18 protein-coding genes are annotated in these 17233 nt (G+C 68.0%); 10 read left to right on the top strand and 8 right to left on the bottom strand.

Going from position 1 to position 17233, the window contains the following annotated elements; translation table 11 throughout:
• Positions 1-156: 156 nt before the first annotated feature.
• Complete coding sequence (locus FKQ52_RS02620; RefSeq protein ID WP_141625746.1) at positions 157-816, top strand: hypothetical protein; 660 nt, start codon at positions 157-159, stop codon at positions 814-816.
• Positions 817-834: 18 nt separating this feature from the next.
• On the opposite strand, the gene FKQ52_RS02625 is transcribed toward FKQ52_RS02620, so the two are convergent.
• Complete coding sequence (locus FKQ52_RS02625) at positions 835-1647, bottom strand: alpha/beta hydrolase (protein WP_240811719.1); 813 nt, start codon at positions 1645-1647, stop codon at positions 835-837.
• A gap of 46 nt (positions 1648-1693) precedes the next feature.
• On the opposite strand from FKQ52_RS02625, the gene FKQ52_RS02630 reads away from it, so the two are divergent.
• Complete coding sequence (locus FKQ52_RS02630; protein WP_141625748.1) at positions 1694-1951, top strand: Lrp/AsnC ligand binding domain-containing protein; 258 nt, start codon at positions 1694-1696, stop codon at positions 1949-1951.
• 432 nt (positions 1952-2383) lie between these two features.
• Here FKQ52_RS02630 and FKQ52_RS02635 read toward each other — a convergent pair whose 3' ends face one another.
• Complete coding sequence (locus FKQ52_RS02635; protein ID WP_141625749.1) at positions 2384-2887, bottom strand: GNAT family acetyltransferase; 504 nt, start codon at positions 2885-2887, stop codon at positions 2384-2386.
• A 148-nt stretch (positions 2888-3035) separates the two neighbouring features.
• On the opposite strand from FKQ52_RS02635, the gene FKQ52_RS02640 reads away from it, so the two are divergent.
• From FKQ52_RS02640 to FKQ52_RS02670, 7 genes are all read left to right on the top strand, one after another.
• Positions 3036-4220: an acyl-CoA dehydrogenase family protein gene (locus FKQ52_RS02640; protein ID WP_141625750.1), complete on the top strand. Its 1185-nt coding sequence runs from the start codon at positions 3036-3038 to the stop codon at positions 4218-4220.
• A 1-nt stretch (position 4221) separates the two neighbouring features.
• Positions 4222-4521, top strand: a complete 300-nt coding sequence (locus FKQ52_RS02645; RefSeq protein ID WP_141625751.1) for a hypothetical protein — start codon at positions 4222-4224, stop codon at positions 4519-4521.
• 1 nt (position 4522) lies between these two features.
• A complete protein-coding gene (locus FKQ52_RS02650) occupies positions 4523-5644 on the top strand; it encodes an acyl-CoA dehydrogenase family protein (protein ID WP_141625752.1) in 1122 nt (373 codons plus the stop codon).
• 73 nt (positions 5645-5717) lie between these two features.
• Complete coding sequence (locus FKQ52_RS02655) at positions 5718-6971, top strand: hypothetical protein (protein WP_205750830.1); 1254 nt, start codon at positions 5718-5720, stop codon at positions 6969-6971.
• 9 nt (positions 6972-6980) lie between these two features.
• Complete coding sequence (locus tag FKQ52_RS02660; RefSeq protein WP_141625753.1) at positions 6981-7319, top strand: hypothetical protein; 339 nt, start codon at positions 6981-6983, stop codon at positions 7317-7319.
• A gap of 161 nt (positions 7320-7480) precedes the next feature.
• Positions 7481-8782, top strand: a complete 1302-nt coding sequence (gene hmgA, locus FKQ52_RS02665; protein ID WP_141625754.1) for a homogentisate 1,2-dioxygenase — start codon at positions 7481-7483, stop codon at positions 8780-8782.
• Positions 8779-9174, top strand: a complete 396-nt coding sequence (locus FKQ52_RS02670) for a hypothetical protein (protein ID WP_141625755.1) — start codon at positions 8779-8781, stop codon at positions 9172-9174. Before hmgA ends, FKQ52_RS02670 begins: the two co-directional genes overlap by 4 nt.
• 185 nt (positions 9175-9359) lie before the next feature.
• On the opposite strand, the gene FKQ52_RS02675 is transcribed toward FKQ52_RS02670, so the two are convergent.
• The 6 genes from FKQ52_RS02675 to FKQ52_RS16520 all read right to left on the bottom strand — a co-directional run bounded on the left by FKQ52_RS02675 (position 9360) and on the right by FKQ52_RS16520 (position 15901).
• On the bottom strand, positions 9360-9638 hold the full coding sequence (locus FKQ52_RS02675) for a hypothetical protein (RefSeq protein WP_141625756.1): 279 nt from the start codon (positions 9636-9638) through the stop codon (positions 9360-9362).
• A 97-nt stretch (positions 9639-9735) separates the two neighbouring features.
• Entirely contained in the window at positions 9736-10713 is a 978-nt protein-coding gene (gene glk / locus FKQ52_RS02680; RefSeq protein ID WP_141625757.1) for a glucokinase, read from the bottom strand.
• 64 nt (positions 10714-10777) lie between these two features.
• Positions 10778-12670, bottom strand: a complete 1893-nt coding sequence (edd, locus tag FKQ52_RS02685) for a phosphogluconate dehydratase (RefSeq protein WP_141625758.1) — start codon at positions 12668-12670, stop codon at positions 10778-10780.
• Positions 12670-13380 (bottom strand): 6-phosphogluconolactonase, encoded by a 711-nt coding sequence (gene pgl / locus FKQ52_RS02690; protein ID WP_205750832.1) that lies wholly within the window; start codon positions 13378-13380, stop codon positions 12670-12672. The genes edd and pgl overlap by 1 nt, the downstream gene beginning before the upstream one ends.
• Positions 13373-14833, bottom strand: a complete 1461-nt coding sequence (gene zwf, locus FKQ52_RS02695) for a glucose-6-phosphate dehydrogenase (protein ID WP_141625760.1) — start codon at positions 14831-14833, stop codon at positions 13373-13375. Before zwf ends, pgl begins: the two co-directional genes overlap by 8 nt.
• 180 nt (positions 14834-15013) lie before the next feature.
• The gene (locus FKQ52_RS16520) at positions 15014-15901 is read right to left on the bottom strand and encodes a peptidase (protein WP_205750834.1); all 888 of its coding nucleotides are present in this window, start codon (positions 15899-15901) and stop codon (positions 15014-15016) included.
• A 123-nt stretch (positions 15902-16024) separates the two neighbouring features.
• Here FKQ52_RS16520 and FKQ52_RS02705 point away from each other — a divergent pair, with 123 nt between their 5' ends.
• Complete coding sequence (locus FKQ52_RS02705; RefSeq protein ID WP_141625761.1) at positions 16025-17233, top strand: NAD(P)/FAD-dependent oxidoreductase; 1209 nt, start codon at positions 16025-16027, stop codon at positions 17231-17233.

Raw genomic sequence — 17233 nt, forward strand, 5'->3', positions numbered from 1 at the left:
CGGTGTCGGTGATCTGTTTATCCCGGTGGATGCGGGAAGCGAAAGGACCGGGCCGCGGAACTTATTGTTTCGGGGATGGCCGAAGGTTCTGATTGCGATTCACCGTTCCTTACGCCCGGCCCTTCAGATTGGGCGCGCAGAAGCGGGGGCATGGGATTGAAGCGCGGGCTGTTGTGCGGGGCGATGCTGTTGCTGATGGGCGCCGGTTGCGACCTGCCCGAACGGCAGGACGACGCATTGATCGTCTATCGGACCCAACTGGGCGACAGGGTGTGGGGCTTCCCTAAAGCCTACATCGCGCCGTTGGCCCGCAATGATCCCGTTGCGCGTTGTCTCAGAACGACGAAAACGACCGTCCTTCTGGAAGGGGCCACACCTGAGTTCGTTGGTCTGACGCCTCAGACCCGCGACAAGTTTTTTGGCCGGAACTTCGATATCGTTCATGTCCTGATCTCGCACAGGGGCGCCGGGGCAGAGGCGGCGGTCCAACGCGCTGTGGAGGTTCGCCGGCGCGACGGTGTGGTCATCGCCCGTCATGAGACGCCGAACGGTGTCCATATCGAGCGGAGAATTCGGCATAACGAAATGGTCGATGAGTTGCCGAGCAAGGAGGCTGCTCTGGTTCAGTGCGCCCGGACCAGCACGGTGCCCAATCCCTACTGCAGAGCTTTCTTCGCCCATGACGGCCTGATGCTGAAGGTCTCCTTCGACGCGGACCACAAGGCGCGAGCGGACGAAATTCTGGCGAGGATCAAGGCTCGCATGGACGAGTGGCGCGTCGGTCGGACCGATCTGGCGCCGTGCCCGGTGCGGTAGTTCCGGGGGACGGAGAGCTCAGCCCTTCGCCAGTTCCACCACCCGCCGCACCATCGCGCTGTCTGCATCGAGCAGCGGGCCCAGAACGGTGAAATGGTTCAGGCCGGGGAGGGCTTCGTAGCGGGTCTGGACGCCGTTGTTGGCCCAGTGGTCGGCCATCATTTTCGACTGGCGCAGGAACTCCGGGCTTTCGTCGGCGCCGACGAGGCAGTCCAGCACCGTACCGCCCGGCGTCGAGCCGTTGGGGATGGGCCAGAAGATGGGGGACAGGGCGGCGGCCTCGTTGGCGTCGAGGTCCAGCGCGGTGTTGATCGAGGTTCCGATCAGGGGGCGAAGGTCGAAGACGCCGCTGATGGCGATGGCGGCGGAGGCGCGGGCCTCGGACAGCATGCAGGCCGACATATGCCCGCCCGCCGAGTGGCCGAAGACGACCGGGCGTTTGCCGCCGTTGCGGGCGCGGATCAGGTCCACAGCCTCGCGCACCTGTTTGAGGATGGTCCCGAGCCGCACGGTCGGCGCCAGATCATAGGAGGGGACGGCCAGGCTGACGCCGTGATGGAGCAGGGCGGGGGCGAGGCCGCTGAACCAGTCCTTGTCCAGCGCCTGCCAGTAGCCGCCGTGCAGGAAGACGACGATAGGCGCGTCCGGACCGGCGGAGAACAGGTCCATCACCTCGCGCGGGCCGGGGCCGTAGGCGATGACCTCGGGCGGATGCGCGGCGCGGGCGGCCTCGGCGGCGGCCTTCCACTGACCCATGGCCTGCATGTGGTCGGGCACGCGGGCGCGGTTGTTGTATTCGGCTTCGAAGTCGATCTCGGTCTTACCCGTCACGTCGCCATCCGCTAGACAGCCTCCGAAAGCCGGAGGAACCGCCGCCATGATGACCGCCATCTTCGTCTTCATCAAATGCGAGCTGGGCCACGCCAATGACGTGGCGGCCGACATCGTGGACAATGTCGAGTACGTCTCGGAGGTCTATTCGACCTCGGGTCAGTACGACCTGCTGGCCAAATTCTCGCTGCCGAAGGATCTCGACATCGGGACCTTCGTGACCAAGTCGGTGCAAACCCGCCCGAACATCCGCGACAGCTTCACCGTCATCACCTTCTCGCCCTTCCTGCCGACCGCTCGATGAGCGGAGACGCCGTTCTGGCGATGCCGGGACTGCCCGCGCTGATGAGGCAGGCGCTGGCGGCGTCGGGGCTGACGGGCGAACCGCTTCTGACGCCCGTGGGGTGATGCTTTGGAAATGTTCGGGGGGAGTGAACATGCAGGGAAGAGTTCTTCTGATCGTCTTGTTCGCCGTGGGTCTGGTGATCGGCGTGAAGGTGAGGCGCTGGCGCGATGTGTTCATCGCCTGCGCGTGCGCGTCGGGGGTCTGGGCGGTTCTGGTGACCGGCGTGCTGGTGCTTCAGGGGGCGGACAGACAGTACGGGTTCACCCCGGCGCTGTTCACGACGCCGGCGATGTTCTTGCTGGTCTCGGCCATAGCCTCCGCGACATTCGCGCTGAGGGGCGGGGGACGGCGTTCCGGCGCCGTGACTGATCCAGCGGTAGGCGCAAGGTCTCAGCGCTTGCGTTTGGGCCTGCCCTCTTCCGCCGCCTCTTCGGCCTCGTCGTCATCGCCGACCTTTTCCTCGACCGTGGCGGACAGGCGCTGGAAGACGCCCAGGCCAACCAGCACCAACACCGAGACGGCGATCATGGCGGCGGGATAGCCCATCAGGGCGACGTCCTCGCGGGCCGTCTTGAACACCAGAACCAGCCCTTCGAGGAACAGGGCGATGATGATGGTGGAGAGGAATTTGGTCAGGCTGCGCCGGGCTTCCGACGCGCTGCGCCGTTCGGAGCCGCGTCGCACCTCGTCCTCGAACAGGTATTTGGCCACGTCGAAGACGGCGATGGCGACGATGACATAGCCGAGGGTGTCGAGCACGGCGTCGGCGACGCTGTCGGTGTCGCTGGTGAAGGCGCCCACCGCCTCGCGCAGGCCGACCCCCACCAGGGCGAGGGCGAGCAGCAGCAGGAGCAGGCTGGCGGCGGCGAAGACGGCGCGGGTGATCAGGCTCATGGGCGCCTAACGCGGTCACCGGGGCGAGCGTTGCCGTGGCCGCGGCCTCCCCGTCTGCGAGAGGGAGGAAAACACCGTAGTCAAACGAGACTTATCGCTGCTAACCTTCGTCCAAGAGCTCCGGCAAACGGACATCAAGGGTTGGAAAATGGCTGATCTGGACGCATTCCGCGCCGAGGTGCGCGCGTGGTTGCAGGAGAACTGTCCGCCGGAGGTGCGCGGGCCGCTGGACAATGAGGAAGACCGGGTCTGGGGCGGGCGAAACGCCGAGTTCAAGACCTCGGCGCACAAGCTCTGGATGGAGCGGATGGGCGCGCGCGGCTGGACCGCGCCGGAGTGGCCCAAGGAATACGGCGGCGGCGGACTGAGCCGCGAGGAGGCCAAGGTGCTGGCGTCCGAACTGCGCCGCATCGACGCCCAGATGGCGCTGTCGAGCTTCGGCATCTGGATGCTGGGGCCGGCGCTGCTGCAGTTCGGCACCGAGGAACAGAAGAAGCGCTTCCTGCCCGAGATCGTGCGCGGCGAAATCCGATGGTGCCAGGGCTATTCGGAGCCGGGCGCGGGGTCGGACCTCGCCAATGTGCAGACGAAGGCGGAGGATCGCGGGGACCACTGGATCGTCAACGGCCAGAAGATCTGGACGTCCTATGCCGACAAGGCCGACTGGATCTTCTGTCTGGTGCGGACCGACCCGGAGGCGCCCAAGCATCTGGGCATTTCCTTCGTGCTGTTCGACATGGCGACCAAGGGCGTCACGACCAAGCCGATCACCCTGATCAGCGGCAAGAGCCCGTTCTGCGAGACCTTCTTCGATGACGTGCGCGTCGAGAAGGAGAACCTGGTCGGGACGCTGAACCGGGGCTGGGACGTGGCCAAGGCGCTGCTGGCCCATGAGCGGACGATGATCGGCGCCATCGGCGACGCGGGCGGCGGACGGCCGCTGGGGCAGGTGGCGACGGACTCGATCGGCAGCGATGAGGAAGGTCGTCTGGACGACCTGATGCTGCGCGCCAGGGTGGCCGAGCTGGAGATCGACGCGGCCGCCTTCCGTCTGGCGATGGAGCGGGCGGGCGATCAGATGAAGGCGCGTCAGGCCCATCCGGCCATCGCCTCGATGCTGAAATACTACGGCTCGGAGCTGAACAAGCGCCGCCATGAACTGCTGATGGCGGCCGGCGGCGCGGACGCGCTGGAGTGGGAAGGCGAGCGGTCACGCGAGGGCACGGTCGCCCGCGACTGGCTGCGCACCAAGGCCAACTCCATCGAAGGCGGCACCAGCGAGGTGCAGCTGAACATCATCGCCAAACACCTGCTGCAGCTGCCGGGAGCCTGACGTGGCGCAGGACATGCCGTGGTGGCGCGCCATCGCTCTTGTCGGCGTCGTGCTGTGGCTGATCGGCGCGATGTTCGTGTCGCTGAGCTACATCGGGATGCTGGCCTGGGCCTGGCCGAACTTCGTGGAGACGGCCCTGACGATCCAGGTGCTGGCCTGGACGGTCGTGCTGGCGCCGATCCTCGGCATCGCCCTGGCTGTGATCCTGTCGAAGACCCTGAAGAAACACGCCCTGACCGCGATCACGACGACGCTTGTGATCCAGTTGGTCGCCCTTTTCACCCCCATGCTGGTGAGTTGATATGCCCCTGATCCTGACCGAAGAGCAGACCATGCTGAAGGAGGCCGCCGACGGCTTCCTGAGCGAGCACGCGCCCATCACCCACCTGCGCAAGCTGCGCGACAGCCGCGACGCCGACGGGGTGTCGCGCGAGCTGTGGAAGGCGTTCGGCGAGATGGGTTTCGCCGGGGTCATCATCCCCGAGGAACATGGCGGATCGGCGCTGGGCGCCGTGGAAGCTGGTGTCGTGGCCGAGGCGCTGGGGCGGACCCTGACGCCGTCGCCCTTCATGGGCTCGGGCGTGCTGTCGGCCAAGGTGCTGGTGGACGGCGGCTCGGCGGAACAGCAGGCCGAATGGTTGCCGAAGATCGCGGCGGGCGAGGCGATCCTGTCGCTGGCCGTCGATGAGGGCGCCAAGCATGCGCCGTCGAAGATCGCCACCGTCGCCGAGCGCGCGGGCAACGGGTTCAAACTGAACGGCGCCAAGGGCTTCGTGCTGGACGGCCACGTCGCCGACGCCCTGATCGTCGCGGCCCTGACCGAGAACGGCCTGACCCTGTTCCTCGTCGATCCGAAGACGAAGGGTGTCGAGATCGAGCGGACGGTGATGGTCGACGCCCACAATGCGGCGCGGGTGACGCTGACGGACGTCGAGGTCGATGCGGACGCCGTGATCGGCTCGGTGGATGAAGGCGAGGCCCTGTTGGAGGGTGCGTTGAATCTGGGCCGGGCCTGCGCGGCGGCGTCGCTGAACGGCGCGGGCGATCAGGCCTTCCAGACGACGATGGAATACCTGCGGACCCGCAAACAGTTCGGCAAGCTGATCGGCGAGTTCCAGGCGCTGCAACACCGGGCGGCGCACTTGTACAGCGAGATCGAGATCGCCCGCGCGGCGGTGATCGGCGCCCTGCAGGCGCTGGACGCCGGCAAGGAGAAGGCCCCGCTGGCGGTGTCGGTCGCCAAGGCCAAGGCCGGGCGCGTCGCCGAACTGGCGGTGCAGGAGGCGGTGCAGATGCACGGCGGCGTCGGCATGACCGACGAGTTCGACGTCGGCCTGTTCATGAAACGGGTCCGGGTGCTGAACGAACTGCTGGGCGACGCCGGGTTCCATCAGGAACGGATGGCGCAGAGCCAAGGGTTCTAGGACTTTTTCGACCAGATGCAGCCGTAGAAGCGTCACAATAAGCAAGGGAAATGCGCGCAGGAGGAGTTTGCTCATGCGCGTACTCGCACTGGCCGGGCTTGCGGCCTTTATCGCCGCTCCGGTTCTGGCCCAGACCCCGACACCGGCTCTGACGCCGGCGGAGGTGTTCGCCGAGGCGCGGGCGGCTTGCGCGGCGGACGGGGACCTTTGGGGCGTCGAGCTGTGCACGCCCGTGCTGCTGGTCGATCCGGCGACCCGGACGATCCATACGGACCACAGGGGGACGAGCGACGCCCTGCAGTCCGACGACGACCTGTTCACAGCAACGCTGCCGGGAACGGTCAACATCGCCAATACGTCGCTGGACTGGGACGGGGTGCGCTGGGCGATGCTGATGCAGCCCCTTCCGCAGGATCCCGTGCGACGGCGGGCGCTGATGGCGCATGAGCGTTGGCACGGGGTGCAGGAGGCGCTCGGCCTTCCCGCCCGGTCTCCGACCCCGGCGCATCTGGACAGCGAGGACGGTCGCGCCCTGATGCGGCTGGAGTGGCGCGCGCTGGCGGCGGCGCTGAACGCGGACAGTGACGCCGCACGGCGGCAGGCGGTGTCCGATGCACTGGCCTTCCGGGCCGCCCGGCGGGCGTTGGGGAGCGCCGAGGACGAGCGGGCGCTGGAGATGAATGAGGGGCTGGCCGAATACACCGGGCTGAGGCTGTCAGGCGGGGATGCGAAGGCGCTGGCGGTGGCGGCGCTGGGTTCGGCGGAGGGCGGGGCGACCTATGTGCGTAGCTTCGCCTATGCGTCCGGACCGGCCTATGGCCTGCTGCTGGATCAGGCGGCGCCGGAATGGCGGCGAGGTCTGAAGGGGACCGATGATCTGGGCGTCCTACTGGCGACGGCGATGGGGCTGACGGCGGGAGAAACCGTGTCCGCCGACACGCGATACGGCGGGGCGGCGATCCGGATGGAGGAGGCCCTGCGCGCGGAACAGGCGCGGGTGGTCGCGGCGGGTTGGACGGCGAAGCTGGTGGACGGACCGCGCTTGCGGCTGCCGTTCCTGTCGATGCAGATCGCCTTCGATCCCGGCAAGATCATCGCCCTGCCGCCGCATGGCTCGGTCTATCCGACGCTGAGGGTGGTGGACGCCTGGGGCGTGCTGGAGGTCACCGACGGCGCCCTGATCGACGACAACTGGAGCGGGGTCACGGTGGTGGCGCCTGCGTCGGCGGAGGCGGTTGAAGGGCCGGGCTGGACGCTGAGGTTGAACGACGGGTGGCTGCTGACGGCCGGGGAGCGGGACGGGGACTTCCGGCTGGAGATGGAGTAGGGAACGCCCATGCTGCTCGCTGCCCTCGCTGTTCTCGCCCTTCAAAGTCCCCAAGTGGTGGACGGGGTGATCGTCAGCCCGCGATGGGCGGCGACGCCTCCGTCCGAGGCCCTGATCCCAATGGTCACCGAGTGGCCCGCGCAGGCGGATGCGGAACTGCTGTGTTCGGTTCTGGCCGACGGCGCCCTGCACGACTGTGTCGTGGAGCGGTCCAGTCCGCCGGGAGATGAGCGGGTGACGCGCCACGCCCTGCATCTAAGCCAGTTCTTCCGCCTTCACCCAAGGCTTGCGAATGGCCGGTCGGTCAGGGGGCTGAAGGTGCGGTTGCCGCTGCGGTGGGAGAGCTGAGGGCTGTCGGCGCCGGTGTTCGAGGCGTCTCCGGCCTCGACGAAGCCGCCGTCTCCTGATCGACGCTGCCGCGCCATTCTCCGCAAACTCCTTAGCGGCCTGTGCGGGGGTGGCCCGCCCCCGGGCGCGCCTGCTAAACCTCCCGCAAGGGAGAGCATCACATGACGACGCGAGCCAACGCGCCTCAGTACCTCAGCGGCTTCGGCAATCATTTCGCGACCGAGGCCGTGCCGGGCGCGCTGCCCGAGGGGCGGAATTCGCCGCAGCGGGCGCCGATGGGGCTGTATGCGGAGCAGCTGTCGGGGACGGCGTTCACCGCGCCGCGCACCGAGAACCGCCGCAGCTGGCTGTATCGCCTGCGTCCGTCGGCGCAGCATCCGGCCTACAGGCCCTTCCCGCAGAAGCTGGTGCGCTCCGGCCCCTTCCATGAGGCGCCGCCGAGCCCGAACCGGATGCGCTGGGATCCCCTGCCGCTGCCGACCGAACCGACCGACTGGGTCGAGGGGCTGGTGACCTATGGCGGGACCGGGGATGCGGAGGCGCTGACCGGCGTCGGCATCCACCTGTACGCCGCCAACCGGTCGATGACCGACCGGGTCTTCTATTGCGCCGACGGTGAAATGCTGATCGTGCCGCAGCAGGGCGAGCAGGCCTTCGTCACCGAGATGGGATGCATCGACGCCCGGCCGGGCGAGATCGTGGTCATCCCGCGCGGCGTGCGCTTCCGGGTCGAGGTCTCCGGGCCGGTGCGCGGCTATGTCTGCGAGAACTATGGCGCGGCCTTCCGCCTGCCGGATCTGGGACCGATCGGTTCGAACGGCCTGGCCAATCCGCGGGACTTCCAGACCCCGGTGGCGGCGTTCGAGGACGTGGATCGTCCGACCGAGTGCATCCAGAAATTCGGCGGGCGTCTGTACGTCACCACGTTCGATCACAGCCCGCTGGATGTGGTCGGCTGGCACGGCAACTACGCGCCCTGCAAATACGATACGGCGAAGTTCAACACGATCGGGACGGTCAGTTTTGACCACCCGGACCCCTCGATCTTCACGGTGCTGACCAGCCCGTCGGATACGCCGGGGACGGCCAACTGCGACTTCGTCATCTTCCCGCCGCGCTGGATGGTGGCCGAGGACACCTTCCGCCCGCCGTGGTTCCACCGGAACGTCATGAGTGAGTTCATGGGACTGGTGACGGGCGAATACGACGCCAAGGAGGGCGGCTTCGCCCCCGGCGGCGCCAGCCTGCACAATTGCATGAGCGGGCACGGGCCGGATCAGGCGTCCTATGACAAGGCGGTCGCCGCCGAGCTGAAGCCGGTGAAGATCGAGAACACCCTGGCCTTCATGTTCGAGACCCGAATGCCGATCCGCACCACGGAATGGGCGCAAACCTCGCCGACGATGCAGCTGGACTACGACGACGTCTGGACCGGCTTTGAAAAAGGACAAGTGAACCCATGAAGCGCGTGATCATCGCGGTTGCGGCCCTGTTCGCCGTCGCCTGCCAGCCGATGCCGGCGACGGACAACGCCTCGGCCTCGCCCGCGCCGCAGCCGACGCAGGCCAGCGCCGCCGGGACGACCGACGCGGCCCTATGTGATCGCGCGGGCGGCAAGATGCTGCCGCAGGGCCGGATGCAGTCGGTGCGCTGCGTGATCACCTACACGGACGCGGGCCGGCGCTGCACGACGGGCTCGGACTGTCAGGGCGACTGCCGGATCGAGGAAGCCGCCTCGGGCACGCCGCAGGCGGGCGCCGCCGCGGTCGGTACCTGCCAGCGCACCAGCAGCCGCTTCGGCTGCTACACCACGGTCGAGAACGGCAAGGCCGAGGCGACGATCTGCGTCGACTGAGTACCTCGTGTGGTTGGTGATTGGGTGATTGGTGATTGCCTGAAGTGAAGGGCAGCCAATCGAGCCGTCGGTCGGCCCACCTTCACCAATCACCAGTCACCAATCACCTCCCGGTCTGGCCCAAGCAAAAGGCCCCGTCGCGAGAGCGGCGGGGCCTTCGTCGTTCGTCCGTGGACGGAACGAGCTTACTGCGCCGGGGCCGGCGGCGTGGTCATTTCACCCGACGGCGTGGTGCTGGGGGTGTTGGAGGTGGTCATGCCGCCATCGGCGTTGCCGCCCTGTTGCTCGATACGGTCAGCCTCGGTGTTGAGGGCCTTTTCCTCGGCCTCGTTCGGCGTGGCGGCGGCCTGCGCTTCCAGTTGGTCGGCGGTGGCTTCAGCCTGCTTGTCGGCGGCGCTTTCGCCACAGGCGGCAAGGCCGGCGAAGGCGAAGGCGGCGGTAGCGGCGATGATCATCTTACGCATAGGAACAGTCCCTTTTTTCTCTTCCTGGGACCGGACCAACCTGCGGGAGTCAAAAAGGTTCACGCCGCCGTGAGGGCGACGTGAACCTGATCGTTGATTATTCCGACGCGGCGAAGGCCACGCGGGCGGCGCCCAGAAGGGCGGCGTGCTTGTGCAGGATCACATGGGTCGGGATGGCGGCCATGTAGTCCTTGAACCGGCCCTTGCGCTCGAACCGCTCGCGGAAGGGGCTGGCCTTGAGGAAGGGCAGGATGCGCGGAGCGATCCCGCCGGCGATATAGACGCCGCCGCGCGCGCCGGTGGTCAGGGCGATGTCGCCGGCCACGGCGCCCAGCAGGGCGCAGAAGCGGGCCAAGGTGGCGCCGCAGTGGCTGTTCGGGTTTTCCAGCGCCTCGGCGGTGATCTGGGCCGGGTCGTCGATGTGGGTCTCGCGACCGTCGATCTCGGCCAGGGCGCGGTGCATGTTCAGCAGGCCGGGGCCGCAGATCAGGCGCTCGATCGAGACGCGGTCATAGCGGCGGCGCAGGATGCGCAGGATTTCGTCCTCGATCGGGTCGCCCGGGGCGAAGCAGGCGTGGCCGCCCTCGGACGGCATGGCCAGTTCATTGCCGCGCGCATCGCGCACCAGAGCCGAGACGCCGAAGCCGGTGCCCGGCCCGAGCACGGCGATGGCCGCGTGCGGGTCGCCCTCTTCCGGCCCGCCCAGCGACGCCAGCTCGGCCTGCGGGACAACGGGAGCGCCCCAGGCCAGAGCCTCGAAATCGTTGATCAGGCGGACGGGCTTGAGGCCGAGCGTGCCCAGCTCGGTTTCCGACACCCGCCAGGGCGAGTTGGTCAGGTCGATCTCGCCGTCGGTGACCGGACCGGCCACGGCGATGACGCCGCCGGTCGGCTTGACCTCGCAGCCGTCGATGAAGGCCTTCACGCCTTCGAGGAAGGTCGGATAGGTCTCCGCCGGGAAGCTTTCATGGTGCTCGAGCACCGGCTTGCCGTTGACCATGTGGGCGATGGCGAAGCGGGCGTTGGTGCCGCCGACGTCGCCGACGAGCAGGGTGCGGTCCCAGTTGATGGTCATGGCCTTGTTCCTCCTGCCCGCTTGTCCCCGTCTGCGCGGGGATGAGCGGAATAAACAATATGCGTCACGCGTCGACAGCCCGGTCGACGATGTTCGGATCGGGCGGGGTGTCTTCGTTAACGGGCGCGCCGTGCGGCACGGCGAAGCAGACGGAGGCGCCTTCCTCGGCGGTCGAGACGACATGGCGGAAGGCCCCGAACAGCTCGCGGCCGTATCCCCATGCGGAACCGGTGGCGTGAGCCTCGGTGCGGTGGGCGGCGGGGCGGGCGGTCAGATCAGCGACGCCCACGGTGCTCAGCACCCCGGCCTCGGCGTCCAGACGGATGATGTCGCCGTCCCGCACATGCGCCAGAGGGCCGCCCGCGAGGGCTTCAGGCGATACGTGGATGGCGGCGGGCGTCTTGCCCGAGGCGCCGGACATGCGGCCGTCGGTGACGAAGGCGACCCTGAAGCCCTTGTCCTGAAGCACGGACAGGGCGGGTGACAGGCTGTGCAGTTCCGGCATCCCGTTGGCGCGGGGGCCCTGGAAGCGCAGGACCACGACGACGTCGCGGTTCAGCTTGCCGTCCTTGAAGGCCTGAAGGGCCTCTTCCTGCGATTCGAAGACAGCGGCGGGGGCCTCGACGATGCGGTTCTCCGGCTTGACCGCCGAGACCTTGATGACCGCGCGGCCCAGATCGCCCTTCACGAGGCGCAGGCCGCCGTCCTTCTGGAACGGATCGGAGGCGGGACGCAGGATGTCGGTGTCCAGGCTTTGCGCCACGCCGTCGCGCCACATCAGTTCGCCGTCGACCATGGACGGTTCCTGGAAATAGGCGTCCAGACCCTTGCCCATGACGGTTTCGACGTCGGCGTGGATGTTGCCGTGCTCGGCCAGTTCGCGGGTGACGAAGGCGACGCCGCCGGCGGCCTGGAAGGCGTTCACGTCCGCCGAGCCGTTCGGATAGACGCGGGCCAGAAGCGGGGTCGCCGAGGACAACTGGTCCATGTCGGTCCAGTCGATGATCACGCCCGCGGCGCGCGCCATGGCGACCAGATGGATGGCGTGGTTGGTCGAGCCGCCGGTGGCCAGCAGGGCCACGATCATGTTGACGATCGACTTCTCGGAAATGACGTCGGCCATACGGCCTGAGTCGGTGCGAGCCAGCTCGACCGAGCGCCTGGCGGCGGCGGCGGTCAGGGCGTCGCGCAGGCCGGTCTCCGGGTGCACGAAGGCGGTCGAGGGCAGATGCAGACCGGCCATCTCCATCATCATCTGGTTGGAGTTGGCGGTGCCGTAGAAGGTGCAGGTGCCGGGCGAGTGGTAGGAGCCGATCTCGCTTTCCAGCAGGGTCTGACGATCCACCTGATTTTGCGCGTAGAGGGCGCGGACGCGGGCCTTCTCGGCATTGGGGATGCCCGACGGCATCGGACCGGCCGGGGCGAAGATCACCGGCAGGTGGCCGAAGGCCAGGGCGCCGATGAACAGCCCCGGGACGATCTTGTCGCAGACCCCAAGCATCATGGCGGCGTCGAAGGCGTCATGGGTCAGGGCGACGCCGGTGGACATGGCGATGACGTCGCGGCTGAACAGCGACAGCTCCATGCCCGGGCGACCTTGGGTGACGCCGTCACACATGGCGGGCGTGCCGCCGGCGACCTGGGCCGTCGCGCCGACCTCGCGCGTGGCGGCGCGGATGATCTCGGGGAAGCGCTCGAATGGCTGGTGGGCCGAGAGCATGTCGTTGAAGGCGGTGACGATGCCGACGTTCGGCTGCTTGCCGCCCATGGCGGTGAGCTTGTCGGCGAGGGTCTGGCCCGCGAAGGCGTGGGCCCAGTTGGCGCAGGACAGCTTGGCGCGACCCGAGCCGCTGTCGCGGGCGGCGTCCATGCGGCGCAGGTAGTCCGTGCGGGTGGTCCGGGAACGCTCGACGATGCGGGCGGTGACCTCGGCCACGACGGGATGGAGCTTGGGCATCAGGCGGCGGCCTCCGTCCAGAGGACTTCGAGCGGAACGCTCGCGGCGATCAGGGCGGCGATGGGCTGGGTCGCGGGATCGCCCGCGGCCTCGCGCTCGAACACGGCGCGCTTCTGTTTGCCGGTCAGGGCCAGAACCACCCGGCGGGCCTGCATCAGGTACGGCAGGTTGATCGACAGGCGCTCAAGGCTGGGGGCCAGACCGTCGCGGCCTCGGGGAACGCCAAGCACGGTCGGCTTGAGCGTGGGGGTGAGCAGGGTCTTCAGCGTCGGGCTTTCGGGGAACATAGAGCAGATATGGCCATCCTCCCCCATGCCGAGAAGAACGGCGTCGAGACGGTCGGTCTCGGCGGCCAGAGCGTGGGCGGCGACGATGGCGGCGCGGTCGACGGTGACCTCCGGGGTGTACAGGGGCACGAAGCGGGCGGCTGCGGCTGAGCCGGTCAGCAGGGTCTGCTTCATCAGTGCGGCGTTGGACTCCGGCGAGGTCTCCGGAACGTAGCGCTCGTCCACCAAGGTCACCGCGACCTTCGACCAGTCGAGCGAGGCGGCGGCCATCAGGCGGTAGATGGGCGAGGGGGTCGAACCGCCCGCGCCCGCGAACACGCCCTTGCCGGTTTCGGCGATGGCGGCGGACAGGGTGTCAGTCAGGCGGGCGGCGCCGGCGTCGGCCCAACTCGCTCCATCAGCAAAGACTTCGATCTCAGGCATCGCTGACATTCCACTCCCGCCCCGTGCGCGCCATCAGCATGTCGGAAGAGTCGGGGCCCCAGGTTCCGGCGACGTATACCTGCGGCTTCACATCGCCGTCGGCCCAGGCCTCGGAGACCTCGTCGACCCATTTCCACGCGGCCTCGGCCTCGTCGCGACGGACGAAGAGGGTGCTGTCGCCGTGCAGGGCGTCGAGCAACAGGCGCTCGTAGGCGATGCGGCGGCGCGGCGCGGCGTCCCCCTTTCCGCCGACGCCCCACGACAGGCTCATCTTGATCGGTTGAAGCTGCATGCGCTGGTCCAGGCCGGGACGCTTGTTCATCACCGTCAGGGAGATGTCTTCCTCGGGCTGCAGCTCGATGATCATGCGGTTGGCCTGCACGTCGCCGCGGTCGTCGCGGTCGAAGATGGAGTGCGGCAGCGGCTTGAACTGGATGACGATCTCGGTGCGCTTCTCGGGCAGGCGCTTGCCGGTGCGCATGAAGAAGGGCACGCCCGCCCAGCGCCAGTTGTCGATATCGGCGCGGATGGCGACGAAGGTTTCGGTGTCCGAATCCTGACCGCGTTCCTCGTCATAGCCCTTGACCGGTTTGCCCTCGACGGTCCCGGCCACGTACTGGCCGCGCACGGTGACGCGTTCGGCTTCCTCGTGGGTGATGGGGCGCAGGGAGCGCAGGACCTTGACCTTCTCATTGCGAACCGAGTCCGGGTCGAGGTCGGACGGCGGCTCCATGGCGACCAGACACAGCAGCTGGAGCATGTGGTTCTGCAGCATATCCCGCAGGGCGCCGTACTCATCGTAGTAGGGCCAGCGATCACCGACGCCGACCGTCTCGCCGATGGTGATCTGGACGTGGTCGATGGACAGGTTGTTCCACAACGGTTCGAATACGGTGTTGCCGAAGCGCAGGGCGATCAGGTTCTGGACCGTCTCCTTGCCGAGGTAGTGGTCGATGCGGAAGACCTGATCCTCTCGGAAGGCCTGGCCCACGGCGTCGTCGATCTCGCGGAAGCTGGCGAGGTCGCGGCCGACCGGCTTCTCCAGCACCACGCGGCAGTTCCGGTCGGCCAGACCGGCGTCCTTCATCGCGGTGACGATGCGGGCGTAGAGGGAGGGAGAGACCGCCAGGAAGGAGGTGATCTCGCCGTCGCCGCACATGGCCTTGAGCGGCTTCAGACTGTCGGCGCTGGTGGCGTCGACGGGCAGGTATTCGAGGCGGGCCTCCATGCGGGCCCAGGCGGCGTCGGTCCAGGCGTTGTCGGCGCGGGCCTTGCTCTCGACCGTGGCGCGGACCTTGGCGACGTACTCGTCGCGGCTTTCGTCGGAGCGGGCGGCGCCGATGATCTTCAGATCGTCGGCCAGCAGGCCCTCGTGGTCGAGGAAATAGAGCGAAGGCAACAGCATCCGCATGGCGAGGTCGCCGCCGCCGCCGAACAGGACCAGGGCCGCCATTCGTGCTCCTTCACTTATTTGAACCCTTCAGGATGAAGGGTCTTTGGCCGCTTCCGCGCGCGGAGCCAACCGCCGGGCGCGCGCTGAAACACCATGTGACGGTCAAGGTGAGAAAGCGAAACGGGCGTCAGGGTCAATCCCCGACGCCCGTCAGCGGTTCCGAAAGCGGGACGTGCTGGCCTACGGCACCTCGGTGACCAGCAGGGTCGCCGGGTTGTTGCTGCCGCTGTAGACGCCGACCCAGATGTCATAGACGCCCGACGACGGCTTGGAGAAGTAGACCTGGGCGTTGGTGCCGCCGCCCGAGTCGTCGTCGCAGTACCACTGACCGTCGGGAGCGTTGACCACCAGCGTCGTGTCCGAGCCTGACTGCGTCTGGATGGCGAGCGGCAGGGAGCCGGCGGTGTAGGTGATCTGGTAGTCCGGCGCGACGGCGATGATGCCGCGGCACGAGGACGAGACGACGGAGGCCTGGATGCTGCCGCCCGCGGTCAGGCTGACCCGGTGGGGGTCGGGGGTGAAGCCCGAGCTGAGGTAGGTTTCGCCATAGGTCGCCCGGGCGCTGGTGTCCGGATAGCCACCGTCACCGCCGCCACCGCCGCCACCGTCGCCCGTCAGTTCGGTGATGGTCAGGGTCGCCGAAGCCGTGCCGCCGCCGAAGGTGCCGACCCAGATGTCATAGGTTCCGGAACGGGGCGTGTTGAAGGTGACCTGCGGGTTGGTTCCGCCGTTGGAGTCGTCGTCGCAGTACCAGAGGCCGTCCGGACCGTTGACGACCAGGGTGGTGTCCGAGGAGGCGCTGGCGACGATGTAGAGCGGCAGCGAACCGGCGTCGTAGGTCAGCTCGTAATCCGGCGCGCGGGCGATGGAGCCGGTGCAGGGCGAGCCGAGGTTCGAGGCGTCGATGGAGCCACCGGCGGTCAGGCTGACCGTATGCGGATCGGGGGTGAAGCCGGAGCTGAGTCGCACCGAGCCGTAGGTGGCGCGGGCGGAGGTGTCCTGCGCATGGGCGGCCGGAGCCACCAGAAGAACCGCGGCCGTCGCGGCGATGATGGACCTGAACAGCATATTTCACTCCCCGGTGAAAAAATTGGCAGAACAACGTTTGCATGACGCCGTGAATCCGACAAGCCGAAGCGGGCGTGCAGGAGACTCTTGGCGTTTTCCGGTGGATCGCACTACTTGCGAAACATGACAAAGGTTCTGATCATCGGCGCGGGACACGCGGGCGGTACGGCGGCGGCGCTGCTGCGCCAGTATGGACATGAGGGCGCGATCGTTCTGGCCGGTGACGAGGCCGCGCCCCCCTATCAGAGGCCACCGCTGTCGAAGGCCTGGCTGAAGGGCGAGGCCGATCTGGAGGCGCTGCTGCTGCGGCCCGAGAGCTTCTATGTCGAACAGAACATCACCCTGAGAACCGGGGTGACCGCGACGGCCATCGACCGGACGATGAAGACGGCGACGTTCAGCGACGGGACGGTAGAACCCTATGACGTGCTGATCCTGGCGACGGGATCGACGGCGCGTCGGCTGGCCATTCCGGGGGCGGATCGTCCGGACCTGCTGGAGCTGCGCACGCTGGTGGATGCGGAGAAGCTGAAGGCGGCGCTAGGGCCGGGCAAGCGTCTGGCGGTGGTCGGCGGCGGCTATGTGGGGCTGGAGGCGGCGGCATCCGCCCGCGCTCTGGGCGCCGAGGCGGTGGTCATCGAGCGGATGGACCGGGTGCTGGCGCGCGTCGCCTCGGAAACCCTGTCAGCCTTCTTCACCGGCTATCATCGCAGCCACGGGGTGGAGATCCTGACCTCGGCGGAGGTGACCGGGTTCGAGGATGCCGGCGTGCGGCTGGCGGACGGGCGGTTGATCGAGGCCGATGTCGTGCTGGTGGGCGTCGGCGCGCTGGCCAATGAAGGGTTGGCGCGGGCGGCCGGACTGGACTGCCTGAACGGGGTGGTGGTGGATGCGGAGGCCCGGACGTCGGACCCGTCGATCTTCGCCATCGGTGACATGACCTACCGGCCCGTGCCGGTCCACGGCGGCGCCATGCATCGTCTGGAAAGCGTGCCCAATGCGCTGGAGCAGGCCAAGCAGGCGGCTTCGGCCATCGTCGGGCGCGCGGCTCCGGCTCCGGAAGTCCCGTGGTTCTGGTCGGACCAGTATGATCTGAAGCTGCAGATCGCCGGACTGCCGAACGAGGCGGATCGTCAGGTGGTGCGCGGCGATGCGGCGACCGGCGGCTTCGCGGTCTTTCATCTGGCGGGAGACCGGATCGTGAGCGTCGAGGCGGTCAATGCGCCCGCCGAGTTCATGGCCGGACGTCTGATGATCGGCAAGCAGACGCCGGTGGATGCGGACCGGCTGGCCGATCCCTCCGTGACGATGAAGGCGGTGGCGGCAGGCTGA

Origin of the sequence: Brevundimonas sp. M20 (assembly GCF_006547065.1) — a bacterium.
Lineage (GTDB): Bacteria > Pseudomonadota > Alphaproteobacteria > Caulobacterales > Caulobacteraceae > Brevundimonas.